The organism is Oceanobacillus sp. HCA-5259 (genome assembly GCF_037892815.1).
Taxonomy (GTDB): domain Bacteria; phylum Bacillota; class Bacilli; order Bacillales; family Amphibacillaceae; genus Oceanobacillus; species Oceanobacillus indicireducens.
On sequence record NZ_JBBKBV010000030.1, the window covers coordinates 16,704 to 37,830 of the forward strand.

A 21,127-nucleotide genomic window follows, 5' to 3' on the forward strand; every position below is an offset into this window, starting at 1 on the left:
TGCGGGAACGGAAAAAGTCACTACTATGCTCTTTCACCTCAGCACTAAAATCTTGGTTGGTTTGTAACATTTTATTACAAGCACCAACCGAATATGAATAAATCTTTTTGGGACAAGGGGTCAGAGCATTTGTCCCAGTTTTTGAGACGGCTTGTGGGACAGTGGGGTCAGAGGCGATGTCCCAGTGGGACAAATGCCTCTGACCCCACTGTCCCACCACGCAAAAACACCTTGGCCTGAAATGCCAAGGTGTTTGCTTGTGTGTTTATTCTTCTGTGTCGTCTTCCGTTTCTTCTGGTTGTTCATCTTCAACTTCCAAGTCAGCGTCGGATTCATCTAGTTCAGCATCAGCGTCTTCATCCTGTTCATCCGCTTCCTCTGGCTGCTCGACTGCATCCGTTTCTTCTGTTGGTTCTGTTTCTTCCGCTTCTTCTGTTACACCTTCTGATTCGTCCGCATCCTCCGCTACATCCTCAGTTGATTCAGCTGAGTCCATGAGATCATCAATGCTTGCAAGCGGTTGGTTCAGCAATGCTTCCGGGTTCACAGGTGTATCACCTTTTCGGACTTCGAAGTGAACATGGTTGCCATGCTCTGTTCCGAATTTATTTTTCCCGGCTGTACCAATTGCTTCTCCTTGTTTTACATTTGCATCTGCTTCAACCTTCACATCGCCAAGACTCGCATAATAGGTTTTCACATCGTCACCATGATCGATTACGACAACATTCCCTAAAAGCGGGTCCTCTTTCACTTCAGCGACTGTACCACTTAACGCAGCGACTACTTCAAAGCCTTCCCCATCTTCTGTTGTAATATCAATACCTGTGCTTTGATAATAACGATTGTTGTAATGGATTAGGGCATTTACCTTCTCTGATTCGTCTGCGTTATAGTCAAAAAATTTCGTTACAATCTGCGCTTCTTCACTGTTTTCGATCGGTAATTGTACGACTTCTTGTTGTTCCATGACAGGCTCTGCTTCCTCTTCATTTAGAACCGGGGAATACTCTTCGGACTGTTCCCGCTCCTCGACAATTTCCTGATCGTCTCCATTATTTTGGTACCAGACAACTGCTGAGATTAATAGAGCTGCTAGAACCAAATAAAGACTAGGGAAGAACCACTTTTTACGGAAAATGCGTGTCCAACTTTTTTTTGGACCGAATTTGTTTTCCTCATTCATCTTCATCACCTCAACAACCATTCTGTTCAGAAAATAGAAAATCTATACATCTGCAAGGAAATATTTTTCATAAACATGTATTATTTTGGTTGTTAAGGGGAAATTAAGCTGTTACTTGCCAATATTATCAGTAATCAAGGAAAAACCCCCGTCTATTTCGAGACGAGGGTCGGAGCTGCTTCATCAAGCGTACTTATATCTATTCCCTGATAGTAATGCTTCACGATATCTTCATAGTTCTTTCCTTCCTTCGCCATACTATCCGCACCGTACTGACTCATGCCGATGCCGTGACCATTTCCTTTCGTCGTGAAAATATAATGATCATTTGCTTGTTTAACGGAGAAATCCGTGGAACGGAGCTCAAGCTTATCGCGGATTTCCCTTCCTGTGAATGTGTTTTCATCCATTGTAAATTGACTGACGCGGCCACTGTCTGAGCGGGCAATCGTAATATGATCAGCCGCATCACTGGATAACGTAATACCAAGACGCTCTTCCAGTTCGGCTTTCGTAAATGTTTCCTGATTAACGAGCTTCGGGTTTTCTAAATCCCATGGGCTTGGCACGCTCCGTAGATAGGGCAGCTCTTTTTCCCAATAGTCCTCCGAGTTTTCCGTATAGCCATTACTCATCGAAAAGTAGGCAGGCATGATCGGAGCATCTTCATACGTTAAAATTTCTCCACGCGTCGATTCCACCGCAGCTTTGATTTTTTTAATATTGTCTTCATAGGCACTGCCCCATAGCTGCTTTAATTCGTCATTGTTCTTATATACCTGATCTTGCACGGTATCTGTAATATCGTAGGAATCCTCATCATTTGTGAGGAGATGGTTAACTGTATACGTCCGAGCTGCAATGGCTTGAGCCTTCAGTGCCTCCATTTCGAAGGTTACAGGCATTTCCGCAGCAACGACACCGACAATATAATTCTCCAGAGAAACATCTTCAACGACATCTGCTTTCGTTCGCATGACCGCGACGGATATGGCTTCCTGTTGTTGTTCATTCATAATTGTAAAATCATCCGCCGGCTCTGTTGCTTCATTATTTTTGTTCTGTGGCAGCACGATCAGGCTCGGAATGGCAATAATAAGGATAAACAGGGAAGCAACCAGCAGGATGAGCGGCAGCCGGTAAGAGAGCTGGTGATGTTGGAAATAAGCAGAACCCTTACGTTTAATGAAAGGGGGTGGCTTTCGTTTCATTGTTTTAAACTTCGGCTTGCTGGATACTGATTTCAATTGTGTCTTTTTCTTGAGTAGTTTCTGGATATGGGCGTTTTTCTTCGGACTTTTCACAAATTCCCTCCTCGTCGCTGATTTGCCGTGAAGAGGAGTTTCACTTCCCCTTATGCACAGCCTAGTATTGCAATCTACTATTATATTTATACGAAAAAGTTAGAAATAGACCTGTGAATTGCAGTTTATAGGAAAAAATATAACGGTTTAAAGGCTATAAATACAAATAACCCCTACCAGAATTGTTTTTTCTGAAATAGGGGTGTTTAATTTTGTATCCAGGCGTCCGAACTGCCCGACGGTTTATTTTTTATAATAACTTTGCAATTGCTTCTCCGCTTAATTCGTTTGTTTCTGTAATTGTTTCAATCACATTGTCGAACTCATCAACACGGACAATGTCAGCACCTAATGCAGCAAGCTTTCCAACAATATTCACATAGCCGCGGTCAAGATGCTTTAATTGAGTGACGCGGGTATGTCCTTCTGCTACAAGACCAGCCAAAATAAGCGCAGCAGCAGCGCGTAGATCGGTTGCTGCAACTTCAGCACCTTGCAGGTCATTTAGCCCTTCTACGATCACACTGCGACCTTCAATTTTGATTTTAGCGTTCATTCTTCTGAACTCTTCTACATGCATGAAGCGATTTTCAAAAACCGTCTCGGTGAGGACACTTGTGCCATTTGCTTTCAGCATCAAAGCCATCATCTGGGATTGCATATCGGTAGGGAATCCGGGATATGGAAGTGTTTTGACATCGGTTGATGTAAAGGTTTCCGGTCCGATCACACGGAGTCCTGTGCCTTCTTCTTCAATCGATACACCCATTTCTTCCATCTTGGAAATAACGGAACGGAGATGTTCGCTTTCCACATTTTCCACTAAAACATTTCCACCTGTAATTGCAGCTGCAGCCATGAAGGTTCCTGCTTCAATCCGGTCAGGAATAATCGTATGCGTTGTGCCGTAAAGCTTTTCCACTCCGTAAATACGGATGGTTTCTGTACCTGCTCCAACGATATCAGCACCCATTTTATTCAAATAATTGGCTAAATCAACTATTTCAGGTTCTTTCGCAGCATTTTCAATAATCGTCGTTCCTTCTGCAAGGGATGCTGCCATCATGATGTTCTCGGTTGCGCCAACACTTGGCATGTCGAGATAAATTTTTGCACCTTGAAGACGACCATCCACTCGTGCTTCAACGAACCCATTGCCGACATGAATGTCTGCTCCCATAGCTTCGAAGCCTTTCAGATGAAGGTCGATGGGACGGGATCCGATGGCACATCCACCCGGCATTGCGACGTTGGCATGGCCGTAGCGGGCAAGTAATGGTCCCAGAACAAGCACAGATGCGCGCATTTTTCGTACATATTCAAATGGGGCTTCTGTAAGTAATTCCTTGGAAGCATCAATTTCCACGGTATTCGTATTTGCATTAAATTCTACATCGGCATTTAGATTTCTCAGTACTTCATTAATTGTATAGACATCAGCTAAAACAGGTACGTCTGTTATGACACTCTTGCCTTCGCTGGCAATTAAACTCGCAGCCAAAACTGGCAATACGGCATTTTTGGCACCCTCTATTTTTACTGTGCCGCGTAGTTGCTGTCCACCTCTTACGATGATTTTTTCCATATTTATAAATCTCCTTCAAATCCTTATTTCTAGATATTAGTATTCAGTAATTAGGATAGGTGTTCCTATCGTGTAGACAAGCTCTCCTGATTCCTTCTCGGCTGTGGCAATTTGCACGTTATAAGGTATACCTTCCAGAATGAATTTGTCATTCCATAGTGGTGTATACCCGTAAATCAACTTTTTAAGCTTGGACATTTCGTATGAATCATACTGTTCTTCTATATGTACCAGCTGTAGCGATTCTGTCAAATTCTCCATAATCGCCCTATTCCCTATTGTATCATCTTCTATCACTTCAATACAAGTAAATGATTTGACATTTGTGTGGAAAAGTTTATTCAGAAGATTTTTACGTGTCTCGTCATATTCCTGCTGGACTGATTCGTTCCATGATTCTCCTTTTAGGACGGCAATTAGTTCTATTTGCCCTGGATTTTCCTTCGCTATAATCATTCGTTTTTGGGTTATAATTAATGCCGGTTTATCGGCACTAACAAAGTTAAATATTATACTATTTTCATCTTCTGTTCTAGATACGAAATAACTATTTTTTTTATCATTCACAATTTGTTCAAAGTCAGTTGTGTGGATTGTTTCTTTCAGGGTTACTTCCCAGCCTGTTAGTGGTAATTGGTTCGTAGTTGTAATTTCTGTCAGCGTGTGTAGTGGGTCTATTTCTGTATGTGCAGGAGTTGATCCTGTCAGCGTTATAAAGGTTGCGATTAGAAAAGATATAATGAACTGTTGCATAGTCGTTACCCCTCTCCATTTGGTTATTTCCAGTATGGACAGAAGGCAGAAATTTATTCATAGATTGGTAGAATGAGAGATTGACTAAGATTCTGAAGTAAAGAGTGGAGAAATAAATCCGAACAAGTTATAAATGGAGCATTAAAGCTTGAAAATACTTCACTTTAGCCGTGGGCGACTGGCGAGCCGCAACGAACAGAGCATTCTGTCGCTTCTCACCTAGGCTTCCCATCTAAATCCCGATGAATAAGAAGCTCTCGTGCCGGTGCTGGTCACAGGACGTGACTGTACTTGCCGGACCAATGAAGTCTAGCGTATATTCCCGGAGCTAAAAAGATAATTTGTTCGGATTTAATCCATATTAGTATATATGCTCCTCCCCTTCATTGAATAACCTTTCCATTCGTTAACGTTAAAACAGATAGATCAGATCCTGTGACCATTGTAAGATGTCGAGGACGAATCTGCTGACTCCTGTTCCAACCATGATGGCAAGGAAGAGTAGGAAAATCCTGCCATCTTGTGGATGGCCTTTTCGAATAATCGGATCAAAATTCAACTTGAGCATGACTCTCCATGTGAGCCAAATGAAAAATATATGCGAAATCATTCCAATTAGCGCAAACTGTCCAATTGAAAACATAAAACGACCTCCCATAAGGAATATTATTGTCGATATTTCCCGGGAAATGATTTCCGGAAACCGGGACAGGGGGTCAGAGCGATTGTCCCACTTTTAGTGGGACAGATGCTCTGACCCCCTGTCCCAATGAAAAAAATCTCTTATAACCTGTGGTGTCATAAGAGATTTTGTTTTTTATTTTCCGCCTGCGCTGAGGCGATTCATTGCGCGTTTGAGTGCTAATTCAGCTCTCCGGAAGTCGGTATCGTCTTGTTTCGCTTGTAAGCGACGTTCTGCCCGTTCTTTCGCCTCTTTTGCGCGGGCGACGTCAATGTCGCTTGCTTTTTCGGCAGTTTGCGCTAAGATAGTTACTTTATCCGGTCGCACTTCCATGAAACCGCCACTTATTGCGACTTTATAGGTTTCGTCATTTTTCTTTAAACGAGCAACACCTATCGCTAATGGAGCTACTAAAGGGATATGACCTGGTAGAATACCTAATTCTCCATCTTCTGTCATACAGACGATCATTTCATAATCCTCTTCCAGAACTGTACCACTAGGAGTTACAACACTCACATTTAGTGTTTTCAGGATAAACCCCTCCTAATATTGGTAAGAAGCAAGTAGAAATTCCTCATCTCTACTCACTTCTTCCATTTTTTATTGTGATTGTTTTGCTTTTTCCACAACTTCTTCAATGCTTCCTACCAGACGGAATGCATCCTCTGGAAGATCGTCATATTTACCTTCTAGAATTTCTTTAAATCCTTTTACCGTTTCGCTTACAGGCACATATGAACCTGGCTGACCAGTGAACTGTTCAGCAACGTGGAAGTTTTGTGATAAGAAGAACTGAATACGACGTGCACGAGAAACCGTCAGTTTGTCCTCTTCACTCAACTCATCCATACCAAGAATTGCGATAATATCTTGTAATTCACGATATTTCTGAAGTGTTTGTTGTACTTCCGTTGCTACGCGGTAATGCTCTTCCCCTACTACTTCCGGGTCAAGGGCACGAGATGTGGATGCTAGTGGATCCACCGCCGGGTAGATACCTTGCTCTGAAAGTTTACGGTCAAGGTTTGTTGTCGCGTCAAGGTGTGCGAATGTCGTTGCCGGAGCCGGGTCCGTGTAGTCATCCGCAGGTACGTAGATCGCTTGAATTGATGTTACGGAACCTTTTTGCGTTGATGTAATTCGTTCTTGTAACTGTCCCATTTCAGTCGCAAGCGTCGGCTGGTAACCTACCGCTGAAGGCATACGGCCTAATAGCGCGGAAACCTCGGAACCTGCTTGTGTGAAACGGAAAATGTTGTCGATGAACAGTAAAACGTCCTGGCCTTGTTCATCACGGAAATGTTCAGCCATTGTTAGACCCGTCAAGGCAACACGCATACGTGCTCCAGGTGGTTCGTTCATCTGACCGAATACCATTGCCGTTTTAGCAATAACTCCAGAGTCTTTCATTTCAAAGTAAAGGTCATTACCTTCACGTGTACGCTCTCCAACTCCGGCGAATACGGAAATACCACCGTGTTCTTGAGCGATGTTGTTGATTAGTTCCTGGATCAGTACGGTTTTACCTACACCCGCACCACCGAACAATCCAATTTTACCACCTTTAATATAAGGTGCGAGCAAGTCAACAACTTTAATTCCTGTTTCCAAGATTTCTGTTTCTGTTGACAGTTCTTCAAATTCAGGAGCATTTCGGTGAATTGGATCTAAACGAACGTCTGAAGCGAGTGGCTCGTCCAGGTCAATGTTTTCACCTAATACGTTAAATACTCTTCCTAATGTCACATCTCCTACTGGTACGGAGATTGGTCTGCCTAGGTCTGTAGCAGGCGCGCCGCGTTGAACGCCATCCGTGGATGACATTGCAATCGTACGGACACTGTTGTCACCAAGGTGAAGTGCAACTTCCAATGTAAGCTTGCTTTCCACTCCATTTACGTTGATATCTACTACAAGAGCGTTGTAAATATCAGGAAGTTGGCCGTCTTCGAACTTAACGTCGACAACAGGACCCATTATTTGTGTAACATGTCCCTTACTCATGGATTTCCCTCCTAACAATAATCTCCAATCTGCTATTCAAGTGCAGCCGCTCCACCAACAATTTCGGTGATTTCTTGCGTGATTGCTGCTTGACGTGCACGGTTATATGCAAGTGAAAGGTCATCGATCAATTCATTCGCATTATCAGTAGCGCTCTTCATTGCAGTCATACTCGCCGCATGTTCACTCGCTTTTGCGTCTAATAATGCACCGAAAATTAGACTCTCAGCATATTGTGGTAGCAATACATCTAAAATCTTCTGTTCATTTGGTTCATATTCGTATTCACTGTTCGCATTTCCTAGATCTGCGATATCTTCTATCGGTAGTAACTGCTTCTGTGTAACGACCTGTGAAATTGCACTGACATAATGGTTATGGAAAATGATTAATTCATCAATTTCTCCATCTGTGTACATTTGCACCGTCTCGGAAGCCAGTTCTCTAATTTCGGCATATTCCGGTTGATCTGCTACACCAAGGATACTTTTGCCAATTGGTAAATTACGTCTTCTACAATACTCAAAGCCTTTTGATCCCATGACGATGAGGGTATATTCAGATGGGTCGTTATGACGCTCTTCAATTGTCTTCATGAGGTCTCGCAAAACATGACTGTTATACGCTCCGACAAGTCCTTTATCTGATGTGATAATGAGGTAACCAGTCTTGTTTACCTTGCGTTTTGTCAGCATTGGGTGTGAGACATCAGTATGGCTGTTAGCAATACTGCCGACAACTTGCTGAATCTTGTCGCTATAAGGGACAAAACCTTTTGCGTTACGTTCTGCTCTTCCCATTTTAGAGGCAGATACCATTTCCATCGCACCAGTAATTTGCTTCGTCTTTTTTGTAGAGTCAATTCGTGCTTTCAAATCTCTAAGTGATGCCAAGCTATTTCACCACCCTTTCGCAGTGATATGGGAGAGGACCGGTATAAAAGAACACCGGACCTCGGGTTTTTTAATTAATTTTTACGCATTTGATGGTAAGAAAGTATTCTTAAACGCTGTTACAGCTCCATCCATCTTCTCTGCATCTGGAAGTTGTCCGGTTGTGCGGATTTCTTCTAGTAGTTCGCTCTCGTTTGTAGCGAGCCAGATATTCATTTCCTCTTCAAAGCGGACGATATCTTCCACTGGAATATCATCGAGGAAGCCTTTCGTAAGTGCGTAGATAATCATCACTTGATTTTCTACAGCGAGTGGCTTATGCAGCCCTTGTTTCAGTACTTCAACTGTTCGCTCCCCGCGGTTCAGCTTGGCTTGTGTTGCTGCGTCAAGGTCGGAACCGAACTGGGAGAAGGCCTCAAGCTCACGGAATGAAGCAAGGTCAAGACGTAATGTACCTGCAACTTTCTTCATCGCTTTAATTTGTGCATCTCCACCTACACGGGATACAGATAGACCTGGGTTAATCGCCGGACGTACGCCGGAGAAGAAGAGGTCGGACTGTAAGAAAATTTGTCCGTCTGTAATGGAGATTACGTTTGTTGGAATATATGCAGAAATATCTCCTGCTTGTGTTTCAACGAATGGCAGTGCGGTTAAAGATCCGCCGCCTTTTGCGTCACTCAGTTTTGCTGCACGCTCAAGTAGACGTGAGTGGAGGTAGAATACATCTCCTGGGAAAGCTTCACGTCCTGGCGGGCGGCGTAATAGCAAGGAAAGTTCACGATATGCTGTCGCTTGTTTTGATAAGTCATCATAAACGACGAGTACGTGTTTTCCGTTGTACATGAATTCTTCACCCATCGCTACACCTGCATATGGAGCAAGGTAGAGGGATGGCGCCGGGTCAGATGCACCAGCAGATACAACAATTGTATAGTCTAATGCGCCGTAACGGCGAAGGACTTCTACTGTAGAACGTACAGTGGATTCTTTTTGTCCGATTGCAACATAAATACAGATCATATCTTGATCTTTTTGGTTAATAATCGTGTCGATTGCTACGGTTGTTTTACCTGTCTGACGGTCACCGATGATTAATTCACGCTGTCCGCGTCCAATTGGTACAAGCGCGTCAATCGCTTTAATACCTGTCTGTAATGGTTCGAATACCGATTGACGGTCCATTACTCCTGGAGCAGCCGCTTCAATTGGACGAGTTTTCGTTGTGTTAATTGGGCCCTGACCATCAATCGGCTGACCTAATGTGTTGACAACGCGTCCCAGAAGCTCCTCTCCAACTGGTACTTGCATGATTCTTCCTGTACGGCGAACTTCATCGCCTTCTTTGATGTCTGTAAACTCACCAAGAATAACGATACCTACGTTACTTTCTTCAAGGTTCTGTGCGAGTCCCATGACTCCATTTTCAAATTCGAGTAGTTCTCCAGCCATTGCATTCTCAAGGCCGTGTGCACGTGCAATCCCGTCCCCGATTTCAATAACTGTTCCAACATCCGAAACTTCGATATCTGTTTCAAAGTTTTCGATTTGCTGTTTTATCAGCTTACTAATCTCTTCCGCATTAATGCTCATACCATTTCACCCCTATCATCATTTGTTTGCTACTGCAATTTTCCGCTCAATCCGGCGCAATTTCCCACTGACTGAACCGTCATAAATCGTGTTCCCGACGCGAATTTTAATGCCGCCAACAAGAGACGGATCAATGACATTCTCAAATTCGAGGGTCGTTTTACCGATTCGTTTGGCAAAAGATATCTTCAAATTATGTTTCTCATCAGCGGTCAGTTCGCGAACAGAATAAACAGTTGCAACTTCAATTCCTTTTGCGTCGTTCACCCGTTTAATGAACGTTTCAACAATGGATGGAATAAGCATTGTACGATGGCGTTGTACAAGGAGTTTTACTGTATTAACGACATCTGTATGTAAGCCTTTGAAGCTTTTTGTTACAAGCTGTTCTTTTTGTTCCCCATTCACTCTTGGATGCAATAGGAATGCGTTTAAATCTTCATTTGTTTGAAAGACGTCACGGACGACTTTTAAATCATCCACAAATTGGTCCAGTGTGGATTTTTCTAAAGCTAGTTGAAAAAGAGCATCTGCATAACGCTTGGCTACTACGACTTCACTCATCGCTCTTCTCCTACCTCTTTAATGTAGTCATTAATGAATTCCGCTTGGTCTTGTTCATTGATTTCTTTCTCAATTACTTTACTTGCCACTAACACAGATAGGGAAGCAACTTGTGCTTGAAGCGCTTGGATTGCCTGTTCTTTTTCATTTTGGATATCCGCTTGCGCCTGTTCTTTGATACGTTCAGCTTCCGCGCGTGCAGATTCAATGATGTCCTGCTCTTGTCTTACACCGGCAGTTTTTGCATCTTCAATAATTTTCTGTGCTTCCTGTCTTACGTTGTTAAGCTGGTCGGCTGCGTCTTTTGCGGCCTTTTCAGCTTCCGCGCGGCTTTTTTCTGCTGCATCGATTTCATTAGCAACATAGTTTTCCCGCTTTTCCATCATGTTCATGACTGGTCCCCACGCGAACTTTTTCAGTAATGCAAGTAGAATTAGGAAGAAGATTAATTGAACAAGCATATCGCCCACTCGTAATCCTCCTACAGCTGCACCTACAGACATAAAGTCGATGTATGAATGCACTGCTTTCACTCCTTTCACGGATCTTTCGGAAACGGCTTCCCGCTTCCATTTATACTACAATCAAGTGATTTTTCATTTCATAAAGTAAAACTTAATTTTAGGGGTGTTCTTTTCATCCCTAAAAATGTTAGTAAAACCAATCGGCCGTTACTGGACGCGAGGATATCCCACTTAGAACTTCCATTTTTCGTCCATTCTTGATATAGGTCCTGCCTCCAGTTACACCGCAATAAAGGAATGGCGAAGATTCCACAAATCGATCCTCGCCATTTTCAACTTATTTAAGAACGTGTTCTTACAAGAAAATAGCCATGAATGCGATAACCGCTGCGATGATTGGAATCGCCTCAACTAGTGCTACCCCAATAAACATTGTACCTTGTAGTGAACCTTTGAGTTCTGGCTGTCTTGCAATACCTTCCAGTGCCTTACTAACGATCATTCCGTTACCTAGACCCGCACCTAATGCTGCAAGTCCGATTGCGATTGCTGCTGCTAAAGCTCCCATTAAAAATTTCCTCCTTTTTTATCTTAAAGCTATTGTTTTTTTATTTAATGGTCTTCTACGCTCACTTTATGAGACATGTACACCATTGTTAACATAACGAATACGTATACCTGAATTGCACCAATGAATAGCTTGAAGCCCATCCAGGCAAGTGTTGGAACTGCTGATAGTACGAAACTAAGGATCCCGGAACCAATTCCAGTTGCAAATCCTGTAGCTGTTAATCCAATAAGTAGACTTAAGAGAATTTCACCTGCATAGAGGTTACCGAATAGACGGAGACCAAGTGTTAAGGTGTTGGTAAATTCCTCAATAATCTTAAACGGTAGCATCAAAGGAACTGGACTGACATAAGTCTTGAGATAATGTTTCGTCCCGCGTAGTTTGATTCCGTAATAGTGTGTTAACACAACAACCATGGTTGACAATGTTAAGGTTAGTGTTGCGTCAGCTGTTGGTGATTTCCACCAGAGGTCGTCCCCAATTGTAACAACGGTGACGAGTCCTGCAACGTTACTGAATAAAATGTAGAGCGCGAGTGTGAGACCGAGTGGCAAGAATTGTTTCCCTGTCTTCCAGTCCATCGTGTCGCTGATGATACCTCTTACAAATTCAATGGCCCACTCCATGACGTTCTGTTTTCCTGTCGGCTTCATTTGGAGGTTGCGACTTGCCCATACACAGACGATGAATACAAGTGTGGAAATTACTGCAATCATAAATACGTTTGCGAGGTTAAAGTCGAGCCAGGATATCCCAAAAACATCTTCAACTATTGGAGCTGTATGATCCAAAATTATCACCCCTTTACATCGATGGTTTTCGAACATTTGACTGTTTTTCTACGATAACAGTCAAATTGCGGTTGTGTGGATATTTTAGATACCCACCTTAAAACCTACATATTACAGCTGCAGGTAGTATGTAGTGCAGAATTCATCTTGACTTTTTGTTGATTACAAAACGAAACATTCCATCAAGACCGAGTATGATGTAAGAAAGCATCAAACCAATTACTACAGCAATAATATGAAAGTTTTCCTCAAAGCGAATTGCGATAAGCACACCTAATACTGCTGCCGCCATTCTAGAGAACGTTCCCAAACCTCCACGTGCCTCACCTGATTCTGCTACTCTATCACCAAGCTGCTTTGTCTTGTGCTGGAGCAGCCATAGGTTGTAGAAACTGATTGCTCCACCTAACAGGAGTCCATTAAGAATCCTTGTATAAGGAAGAAACCCAACTCCGAGCACTATAAGTGCCAGTAAATAGAGCATCCATTTACGTTGGCGCGTTATCATACTTTCAAATTCGTTCATTTGTATTCTACGCTCCTACTGTGAAACATTCGCAGGCAGGCAATGAACTTCCCACTTGCGAGGCGCAGTTCTTCTACCCGATAGCAGAAGGTGATGTACCTCCAGTTGCCAGAAACTTGCAAGAATCAGCGACCTATACTTATGTACTTATGAGTCTTGCTAAAAACCTCCAACAGAATCGTTTACTCTATTTGTATGTTTTTTAACAAAGTCAGACGAATTTTCGAATAAATAACGAATAATTATCGAAAAATGTCCATACTCACACTAAGATAGTGTACCTTACTGGAACGGTCATTGTCAATTAGAATCCATAGATAAATGACATTCATTTCGTAACACTTTTATCCATCAATTCATCACAGGTTAAACCTACCATACCACTTCTAATCCACCACTATTATAAAGGAAATCAAGCATCATAAATATGACGTTTCTGTGAACGGTTTTTCAAACATCCCGGATATTCGGTGGGACATTGGGGTCAGAGGCGTTGTCCCATTAGGGTGGGACATCGGGGTCAGAGGCGTTGTCCCATTAGAGTATTGCCTTCGACCCCAAGTCCTGTTTTTATTCGATGTGGAGAGGGATTTCTGTTGTTTCTATTCTTTCGTCTTTGTTGATAGCGGTGATGATACCGAGATAGTTGCCTGGTGTTAATTTGTAACTAGGGATTTCTCCTTCGTTCATTCCGACAGTCGGTTCTTCCAGTTCCAGTAAATTTCCACGGTAGGTTAAGGTGTCGGGATCATATAAATCAACTGACACGAGCTGCAATTCCTCTGTTGAATAAAGACTATAGCTGTATACATCTTCTCTAAATGGTTTCAGACTAAATTCTATCCCTGCAATTTTCGGCTGGTCGGCCGATTGGTTCACGAAAAGATATGGTAAATGATATGTCTTATTTTCCGTTTGTTCCTTTAATGTCAGGAAACCTTCGTGGACCCCTTCTTCCAGTTCCGTGCTTGTAATGTTCAGTTTGATTTTTATTTCTTCTGTCTCGTGCGGCGCGACGTCAAACGATAAGGGAAGCTCCCATTCGATGCCCCGTTCACTCTTTGGAATGTCAAAGGAAAAGGATTGGGTATCAGATGAGCGATTTTCGAGTTGTACGGTAAACTCCTCTGCTTCATGCCGTTCTGTAATTTTCCCTGCTTCAAGTGTTCCATTCTTTATAATAGTCGGAGTTTCGATTGCTTGTTCTGGTTGGATAAGGCCATGTCCTTGAATCGATGGTGCGTGAAAATCACCGTTCTCTGTCTGTAGCGGTACTGCTGTTGTTTCTAATGCATGATAAATCGTATCCACACCCCAGTCCGGGTGGGCTTCTTTTAGTAAAGCAACCGCACCCGCAACATATGGAGCTGCCATACTTGTTCCGCTCAAATGCTCATATCCTCCAGGAACGGTACTGTTGATTGCTGCTCCAGGTGCCGTTACATTCGGTTTGATCTGCCAATTGACAGTGACAGGTCCGCGGGAACTGAAGGCAGCAATTGTTGTATCGAGGGATTCATAAACGGTATCGAGATACGTTACATTCTGTTCGATAAGCCATTCCCCGTCCTCTTTTGTAATTCCAGCAACTGGGATTTCCACTGTCGCGTCTTCTTCATTTTCGATGCCTCCATGGAGTTCTCCAGGTTCGTTATTATAAATTAAAACAGCTGCTGCACCTTTTTCCTGCGCTTGCAGTGCAAGGTCTCGGAAGGTTACTTCCCCTCGCTCGAACAGGGCAATTTTCCCGTTAAGATTCGTGCTGTCTTCATCTGCGTTTACAATTTTATAATCCTTCGTGAGCTCCCAGGCCGGCGCTCCCTGCATTGCAGCTAGGGAGATTTTTTTATTATCCGGCGCGTGGTAAAGATATGGCACCTCAGTAGGTGCTTGAACTGCCCCTACAGCTAAAGCATTTTTTGCGGTCGCTGGACTCCCGACCGTCCAAGGCTCAGGTCCGCTATTTCCATTGGCAATGACGACGGGAATACCGAGCTCAACTGCCTTATCAACCGCAATACTCGTCGGATAGTCGGGACCATTGACTTCATTACCGAGGGAGAGATTGATGACATCCATCTTGTCTTTTACCGCTTGTTCAAGGGCGGCAAGCACATGGACTGTCGAGCCAAAACCACCCGGGCCCAGAGCACGATAAGCGTAGAGTGAGGCTTCAGGAGCTATTCCTTGCAACTCTCCGTTCGCCGCGATTATCCCTGCGACATGAGTTCCATGGCTCGTCGGCATCCCTTCTTCCGGTATTGTTTCCATCGGGTCTTCATCAAGATCAAAAACATCGTACCCGCCAGCAAAGTTACTTTTTAAATCGGGATGGGTGTAGTCAATCCCAGTATCGATTACTCCGACTTTGATATTTTTCCCAGTATAGTTTTGCCGGGCGTCTCGCGGCTCGGTTTTCGGTTGTCCCGATGAATGTAACGGATCGGCTTTGTACGTCTGGACGTCATGGATACCTGTTATGAATTCTGCTGTGTGCAGCCGCTCGAGTTGTTCTGGTTTTCCTTGTAGGGCGATACCATTAAATAAAGTCGAATAAGTTGCGACGACTTCAATAAATGGATGATAGTTTTTGATATAATCCGCGTGCGCTTCCACGTTCCCCTCCACTTCGATAATGACCGTTTCCACTTCCTCCGCATGAACGGCGGGAAAATAAACGAAGCTCGCGATCAGGAAAAAAATAAATCCTCTCATGTTGGCCGCTCCTTTTGTCATGATAGGGTTAGTTTTTAATAAAAGTGTAAATATATGTATGTTTTTTTGTGAGTGGGGGGTAAGTGTTTAGGGCAGAATTGCAACGTCTTATCATGCGAGGGAACGCAGGGATGCTCCGGTTCGAGGAATTACAGCTGGCCTCATCACTTGAAGGTACGAGAAAAACTCGAGTTCGAGCGATTACAAGTCCTCTCATCACATAAGGAAACGACAAATAAACGGATTCGAATGATTACAAGCCCTCTCATCACATAAGGAAACGACAAATAAACGGATTCGAATGATTACAAGCCCTCTCATCACACAAGGAAACGACAAACAACCGGATTCGAATGATTACAGGCATAAGCAGCCAAAGCCAAAGAAAAAAGTATGCAGTTCTTTACAAAAAAGACTGCATACTTCCTATTTATTTTGTACCGAATAAACGGTCACCAGCGTCACCAAGACCTGGTATAATATAGCCGTTCTCATCTAAACCATCATCGATTGCACCTAGATAAATATCAACGTCTGGATGGTCTTCTTTGATGACGTCCACACCTTCTGGAGCAGCAACTAGGCACATGAGTTTGATATTTTTTGCGCCGCGTTTTTTTAGTGAGTGGATGGCATCGTTTGCTGAACCACCTGTTGCTAGCATCGGGTCAATTACGATCAGTTCTCGATCTGAGATATCAGATGGAAGCTTAATGTAATATTCGACTGGCTTGAGCGTTTCTGGATCACGATATAGTCCGACATGTCCTACTTTTGCAGCTGGGATTAATTTGCGTACCCCTTCAACCATTCCAAGTCCGGCACGAAGGATTGGAATAAGGCCGATTTTTTTCCCAACGAGTTCTTTTGTTTTCGCAACTGTTACAGGGGTTTCTGTTTCCACGTCCATTAAAGGAAGATCTCTTGTGATTTCGAATGCCATTAACATGGCCACTTCATCAACTAGTTCACGGAATTCTTTGGTGCCTGTGTGTTTATCACGGATTTTCGTTAATTTATGTTGAATTAACGGATGATCTAATACGAATACTCTACTCAATTGCAGATCACTCCTTTAAAATTTTCATATCCCTAAAAGTATACGGAAAAACGACAAGATATTCAAGCAGGATTATATATTTTTGAAAAAATGTTGAACTACATTTTAGTGGTGACAACCCTCAGCTAATTACACGAAAAAAAGAGGCTGGGATAAATTCCAACCTCGATTATTCATTATTTCGCATATAATGGAAAGCGTGCGTTCAAATTGAGGACGCGTTGTTTTAATTCTTCAAGAACGTCTTTGTTCTTGTGGTTTTTAAGTGCAGTAACCATAATTTCTGCGACTTCTTTGATTTCCTCTTCTTTGAAGCCACGGGTCGTGACAGCTGCTGTTCCGATTCGGACACCGCTTGTAATGAACGGGCCTTCTGTATCGAATGGAATCGTGTTTTTATTCGTTGTAATTAATACACTGTCGAGCACTTCTTCTGCATCCTTACCAGTGAATCCAAGTGGCTTCACGTCAAGGAGCAAGAGGTGGTTATCTGTACCGCCGGAAACGATGCGGATGCCTGCTTTCGATAATTCTTCTGCAAAGACTGCAGCGTTTTTAACAACTTGCTTTGCGTATGTTTTAAAGTCATCAGATAATGCTTCTTTGAACGCAGTAGCTTTTGCAGCGATAACGTGCATGAGTGGACCGCCTTGCATCCCAGGGAATACAGAGCTGTCGATTTTCTTCGCGAATTCTTGTTCACAAAGGATAACACCACCGCGTGGGCCGCGTAACGTTTTATGAGTTGTCGTCGTTACAAAATGGGCATGTGGTACCGGGTTTGGATGAACACCTGCCGCAACAAGGCCGGCGATATGAGCCATGTCGACCATCAAGTAAGCATCGACTGCATCCGCGATTTCACGGAATTTCTTAAAATCAATCGTCCGGGAATAAGCACTTGCACCAGCTACAATCAGCTTCGGTTTTACTTCTTTTGCTTTTGCTAAAACAGCATCGTAATCGAGCTGTTCATTTTTTTCGTCTACCCCATACTCTTCAAAGTTATACAGTTTACCGCTGAAGTTAACGGGACTCCCGTGGGTAAGGTGCCCACCATGGTTTAAGTTCATTCCAAGTACAGTGTCCCCCGGCTGTAAAATAGCTGAATAAACAGCCATGTTCGCTTGGGCTCCAGAGTGTGGTTGTACGTTCGCATGATCCGCACCAAAAAGCTGTTTCACACGGTCACGCGCCAGATCTTCCGCCACGTCAACGTATGTACAACCACCATAGTAACGTTTTCCCGGGTAACCTTCCGCATATTTATTCGTCAAGACAGATCCCATCGCTTCCATCACCGCTTCTGATACGAAGTTCTCGGAAGCAATCAGTTCGATGTTGTCTTGTTGACGTTTCTTTTCATCCTCAATTGCTTGATATAATTCCGGATCCGTTTGCTCTAATCCAGTTTGCTTGACTTGTTCCATTGTAGAGTCCTCCCTGTAAGTTGTTAAATATTATGAAAAGGACATATATCCTTCTATTTAATCGCTTCAAGTGTCTTGATAAACGGCTCGTTCGCCGCCAATTAATTTCGGTCTCGTCCGTGCGAGGCCAATCCGAGCTTCCCCGATATATTTCTTGCTGAAACGCAAAGGGACTACAACCGGTTTTAAATGCATGGCAATCATCGTTTCTCCAATATCCAACCCGGCGTGAGCTTTTGCCCCAAGTGATTCAACGACGACCGGTTCTTCCATATGCTTGTAGGCGAAAGAAGCCATCGATCCGCCAGCTTCCGGAACAGGAATGACTGTTACCTCATCAAGGCCGAAAGTTTTTGCTGCGTTTTGTTCGACAACGAGGGCACGGTTCAAATGTTCACAGCATTGGAAAGCAAGCTGGATATTCGCTTCTTGCTTTAAACGGTTCAGTTCTCTGAAAATATGGGCGGCAATATCCTCTGTACCTGCTGTACCGATTTTCTTCCCTGCCACCTCGCTTGTGGAACAACCGATTACGAAAAGTTCATCTTCACGTAAATAATCAGTCGCAAGCCATTCATCGACGATTTTCTCCAAATCCACTTTTACTTGTTCGATTAACGTCACTTGGCTTCCCTCCATTAAACATTTTTTTCAGAAAAATAACCATGCCTCTACTATACTACTTATTTGTCTTCATAGGAATGGATTTTTTCAATTCTTTTTGCATGACGGTCCCCTTGGAACTCGGTTTCAAGCCAAACTTTGGCAATTTCTCTTCCTAGAGATGGTCCGATAACGCGCTCCCCCATCGCAAGAACATTGGAGTTGTTATGTTCTCTCGTTGCCCGGGCACTGAATACGTCATGCACTAAAGCACAGCGGATTCCTTTTACTTTATTCGCAGCAATCGACATGCCAATTCCTGTTCCACAGATGAAAATTCCCCGGTCAAACTCTCCGTTTGCAATCCGTTCTGCTGCTGGGAGGGCGTAGTCTGGATAATCGACAGAGGTTGCACAACTCGCTCCAGCATCTTCGTACTCAATTCCCATTTCATCCATTAAATCCGCCACTTCATTCCTTAATGTTAAGCCTGCATGGTCGCCTGTTATTAAAACTTTCATGTTGTTTCTTCCTTTCCTTTTTTAAAGTTGGAATTGCTGTATTTGTTTTTTCAATTGATTCGCATGTTCTTCAATTTCTGTTGCGAGGCGGTCCACATCTTCAATGCTAGCCACCTGTTCTTGAATTGCCGCGTTCACTTCTTCCGCACCGGCTGAAGTTTCTTCCGCAATTGCTGCAACTTCCTGGGATTCACGGCTCGTATCTTGAATCGACTGTAATTGCTTATCAACAAGGCCGGAGATTGTTTCGATTTCGGACGCTACTTCCATGACTGAATTGGACATTTCTGCAAACGTCTCATTCGACTGTTTTCCATTCTTTGCTTCATTATTTGCAAAAACGACATTTTGATTAATATTTTCGACAACATTTTTCACGTCATCTTGGATGGAACCGATAAGCCGAGAGATTTGCTGAACAGCCCCGGCACTTTGGTCAGCGAGTTTCCGAATTTCTTCTGCGACAACCGCAAATCCCTGCCCGTGCTCTCCCGCCCTTGCCGCTTCAATAGAGGCATTTAACGCAAGGAGGTTCGTCTGTTCGGCGATTTCTCCAACCATCGAGATAATGGATTCCACTTGAATCGCATTTTGTTTTAAATTATTAACACTAGTTAACGACACTTGCTGTTCTTTTGCTATCTGGTCAATGCCTTGAACAAGATTGTTCACGACTTCCTTCGTCGCATTCAATGTATCAAGCATTTGATCGGATTTACCCTTTGACTCCCCTGCCCGGTCTTGAACTTTTAAGGCAAGATCGGACGCAATTTCGACAGATTCTGCTGTATTTTGAATCGCTACAGAGGAATCTTCAGCCCCATTTGAGATTTCCCCAATCGATGTACCGATCATTCGGGAATGAGTATGGGCAGTTGTTGATGCTTCTTTCATTTGTATAACCGCTTGATTCGTCTTGTCAAAGTTTTCATCAATATTTTGTACGATACTATTTAAATTCGTCAGCATGGTGTTGAATGAGAGGGCCAGACCACGTATTTCGTCATTCGATTTCGGGATTTCGACTGTCTGGTTCAAGTTTCCTTCCGCTGCAATCGTGGCAACTTTTTCCAGTTTTTCAATCGATTTGGTGATAAAACTCGCGAAGAAGAAGGCTAGGATGCCCGACCACGTGATTCCAAGAATAAAGGTAATGATTGTGAACCACTCGAGACTGAACGGTATGTAATCCTGGAAAAAGTCATATAGGAAAAAAATAAAAACAAATGATGTGCTATATGTAATAATGGCTAATGAAACGGTGAATAAAACAAGCTTCTTACGGATACTGAATGAATATTTTCTCTCCATTTACTATTATTTCCCCTTTGCCGATTCTATTTTTTCTATTAGGCGGTCGATTTGCTCTACTAATTCTGCACGAGTGGAACGGTATACGTGCAAGTCACCACCGTATGGATCGGAAATATCATACTCGTGACTTTCTTCATCTGCGTTACCTGTGTACTCTTTCAGTGTGTAAATTTTCGCTTCATATTCTGGATATTCCATAATAAGCAGCTCCTTATGCTGACTCGTCATTGTAAGGACAAGCTCTGCCCACTGGAGCAATTCTTCAGTGGCTGGTTGGGAACGGTGATCCAGTGTAATATTACACTCCTCCAGTGCTTTATAAGTATTGCCACTTGCACAGACTCCATCTACAGCAAAAACTCCTGCCGATTGAACCGCGACCTGTGGATATCGATCCCGTAAAATCGCTTCCGCCATCGGACTGCGGCACGTATTCCCTGTACAAACAAATAAAATATTCATCTCTTTTCCCCCCCAAGCAAGATAACACTGACTATCTACCTATAAATATACCACACTCTAGCACCCACGGACAGAAAAATCGGGACAGGGGGTCAGAGCATTT

The 21,127-nt window shown here is 43.3% G+C and carries 21 protein-coding genes; all 21 read right to left on the minus strand.

The window, feature by feature from the left end; translation table 11 throughout:
* Positions 1-265 precede the first annotated feature (265 nt).
* The 21 genes from WKU33_RS14455 to WKU33_RS14555 all read right to left on the minus strand — a co-directional run bounded on the left by WKU33_RS14455 (position 266) and on the right by WKU33_RS14555 (position 21,024).
* Entirely contained in the window at positions 266-1,207 is a 942-nt protein-coding gene (locus WKU33_RS14455) for a M23 family metallopeptidase (protein WP_340455298.1), read from the minus strand.
* A gap of 131 nt (positions 1,208-1,338) precedes the next feature.
* The gene (spoIID, locus tag WKU33_RS14460) at positions 1,339-2,490 is read right to left on the minus strand and encodes a stage II sporulation protein D (RefSeq protein ID WP_340455300.1); all 1,152 of its coding nucleotides are present in this window, start codon (positions 2,488-2,490) and stop codon (positions 1,339-1,341) included.
* A 250-nt stretch (positions 2,491-2,740) separates the two neighbouring features.
* Positions 2,741-4,075: a UDP-N-acetylglucosamine 1-carboxyvinyltransferase gene (gene murA / locus WKU33_RS14465; protein WP_340455302.1), complete on the minus strand. Its 1,335-nt coding sequence runs from the start codon at positions 4,073-4,075 to the stop codon at positions 2,741-2,743.
* 36 nt (positions 4,076-4,111) lie between these two features.
* Positions 4,112-4,828: a YwmB family TATA-box binding protein gene (locus WKU33_RS14470; RefSeq protein ID WP_340455304.1), complete on the minus strand. Its 717-nt coding sequence runs from the start codon at positions 4,826-4,828 to the stop codon at positions 4,112-4,114.
* Between the two features lie 412 nt (positions 4,829-5,240).
* Positions 5,241-5,471 carry a DUF1146 family protein gene (locus tag WKU33_RS14475; protein ID WP_340455305.1) on the minus strand — a complete coding sequence of 77 codons (231 nt, stop codon included), beginning with the start codon at positions 5,469-5,471 and terminating at the stop codon, positions 5,241-5,243.
* Between the two features lie 174 nt (positions 5,472-5,645).
* Positions 5,646-6,044, minus strand: a complete 399-nt coding sequence (locus WKU33_RS14480; protein WP_156854276.1) for a F0F1 ATP synthase subunit epsilon — start codon at positions 6,042-6,044, stop codon at positions 5,646-5,648.
* 69 nt (positions 6,045-6,113) lie between these two features.
* Complete coding sequence (atpD, locus tag WKU33_RS14485) at positions 6,114-7,517, minus strand: F0F1 ATP synthase subunit beta (protein WP_156854274.1); 1,404 nt, start codon at positions 7,515-7,517, stop codon at positions 6,114-6,116.
* Between the two features lie 32 nt (positions 7,518-7,549).
* Complete coding sequence (gene atpG / locus WKU33_RS14490; protein WP_340455307.1) at positions 7,550-8,410, minus strand: ATP synthase F1 subunit gamma; 861 nt, start codon at positions 8,408-8,410, stop codon at positions 7,550-7,552.
* A gap of 81 nt (positions 8,411-8,491) precedes the next feature.
* Positions 8,492-10,003: a F0F1 ATP synthase subunit alpha gene (gene atpA, locus WKU33_RS14495; protein WP_156854271.1), complete on the minus strand. Its 1,512-nt coding sequence runs from the start codon at positions 10,001-10,003 to the stop codon at positions 8,492-8,494.
* A gap of 18 nt (positions 10,004-10,021) precedes the next feature.
* Positions 10,022-10,567 carry a F0F1 ATP synthase subunit delta gene (locus WKU33_RS14500; protein WP_156854269.1) on the minus strand — a complete coding sequence of 182 codons (546 nt, stop codon included), beginning with the start codon at positions 10,565-10,567 and terminating at the stop codon, positions 10,022-10,024.
* On the minus strand, positions 10,564-11,091 hold the full coding sequence (atpF, locus tag WKU33_RS14505; protein ID WP_156854267.1) for a F0F1 ATP synthase subunit B: 528 nt from the start codon (positions 11,089-11,091) through the stop codon (positions 10,564-10,566). The genes WKU33_RS14500 and atpF overlap by 4 nt, the downstream gene beginning before the upstream one ends.
* 295 nt (positions 11,092-11,386) lie before the next feature.
* Positions 11,387-11,599, minus strand: coding sequence for a F0F1 ATP synthase subunit C (gene atpE / locus WKU33_RS14510; protein WP_188855780.1), 213 nt, complete (start codon positions 11,597-11,599; stop codon positions 11,387-11,389).
* Positions 11,600-11,643: 44 nt separating this feature from the next.
* A complete protein-coding gene (atpB, locus tag WKU33_RS14515) occupies positions 11,644-12,393 on the minus strand; it encodes a F0F1 ATP synthase subunit A (protein ID WP_156854263.1) in 750 nt (249 codons plus the stop codon).
* A gap of 142 nt (positions 12,394-12,535) precedes the next feature.
* Positions 12,536-12,919, minus strand: a complete 384-nt coding sequence (locus WKU33_RS14520) for an ATP synthase subunit I (protein ID WP_156854261.1) — start codon at positions 12,917-12,919, stop codon at positions 12,536-12,538.
* A gap of 570 nt (positions 12,920-13,489) precedes the next feature.
* A complete protein-coding gene (locus tag WKU33_RS14525; protein ID WP_156854259.1) occupies positions 13,490-15,634 on the minus strand; it encodes a S8 family serine peptidase in 2,145 nt (714 codons plus the stop codon).
* 430 nt (positions 15,635-16,064) lie between these two features.
* Positions 16,065-16,694 carry a uracil phosphoribosyltransferase gene (upp, locus tag WKU33_RS14530; RefSeq protein ID WP_156854257.1) on the minus strand — a complete coding sequence of 210 codons (630 nt, stop codon included), beginning with the start codon at positions 16,692-16,694 and terminating at the stop codon, positions 16,065-16,067.
* 176 nt (positions 16,695-16,870) lie between these two features.
* The gene (gene glyA, locus WKU33_RS14535) at positions 16,871-18,124 is read right to left on the minus strand and encodes a serine hydroxymethyltransferase (protein ID WP_340455311.1); all 1,254 of its coding nucleotides are present in this window, start codon (positions 18,122-18,124) and stop codon (positions 16,871-16,873) included.
* A gap of 66 nt (positions 18,125-18,190) precedes the next feature.
* Positions 18,191-18,763, minus strand: a complete 573-nt coding sequence (locus WKU33_RS14540; protein ID WP_340455313.1) for a TIGR01440 family protein — start codon at positions 18,761-18,763, stop codon at positions 18,191-18,193.
* A gap of 44 nt (positions 18,764-18,807) precedes the next feature.
* Entirely contained in the window at positions 18,808-19,248 is a 441-nt protein-coding gene (gene rpiB / locus WKU33_RS14545) for a ribose 5-phosphate isomerase B (RefSeq protein ID WP_156854251.1), read from the minus strand.
* Positions 19,249-19,269: 21 nt separating this feature from the next.
* Positions 19,270-20,559, minus strand: a complete 1,290-nt coding sequence (locus tag WKU33_RS14550; protein WP_156854249.1) for a methyl-accepting chemotaxis protein — start codon at positions 20,557-20,559, stop codon at positions 19,270-19,272.
* A gap of 6 nt (positions 20,560-20,565) precedes the next feature.
* Positions 20,566-21,024, minus strand: coding sequence for a low molecular weight protein arginine phosphatase (locus WKU33_RS14555; protein WP_340455315.1), 459 nt, complete (start codon positions 21,022-21,024; stop codon positions 20,566-20,568).
* Positions 21,025-21,127: the final 103 nt, after the last annotated feature.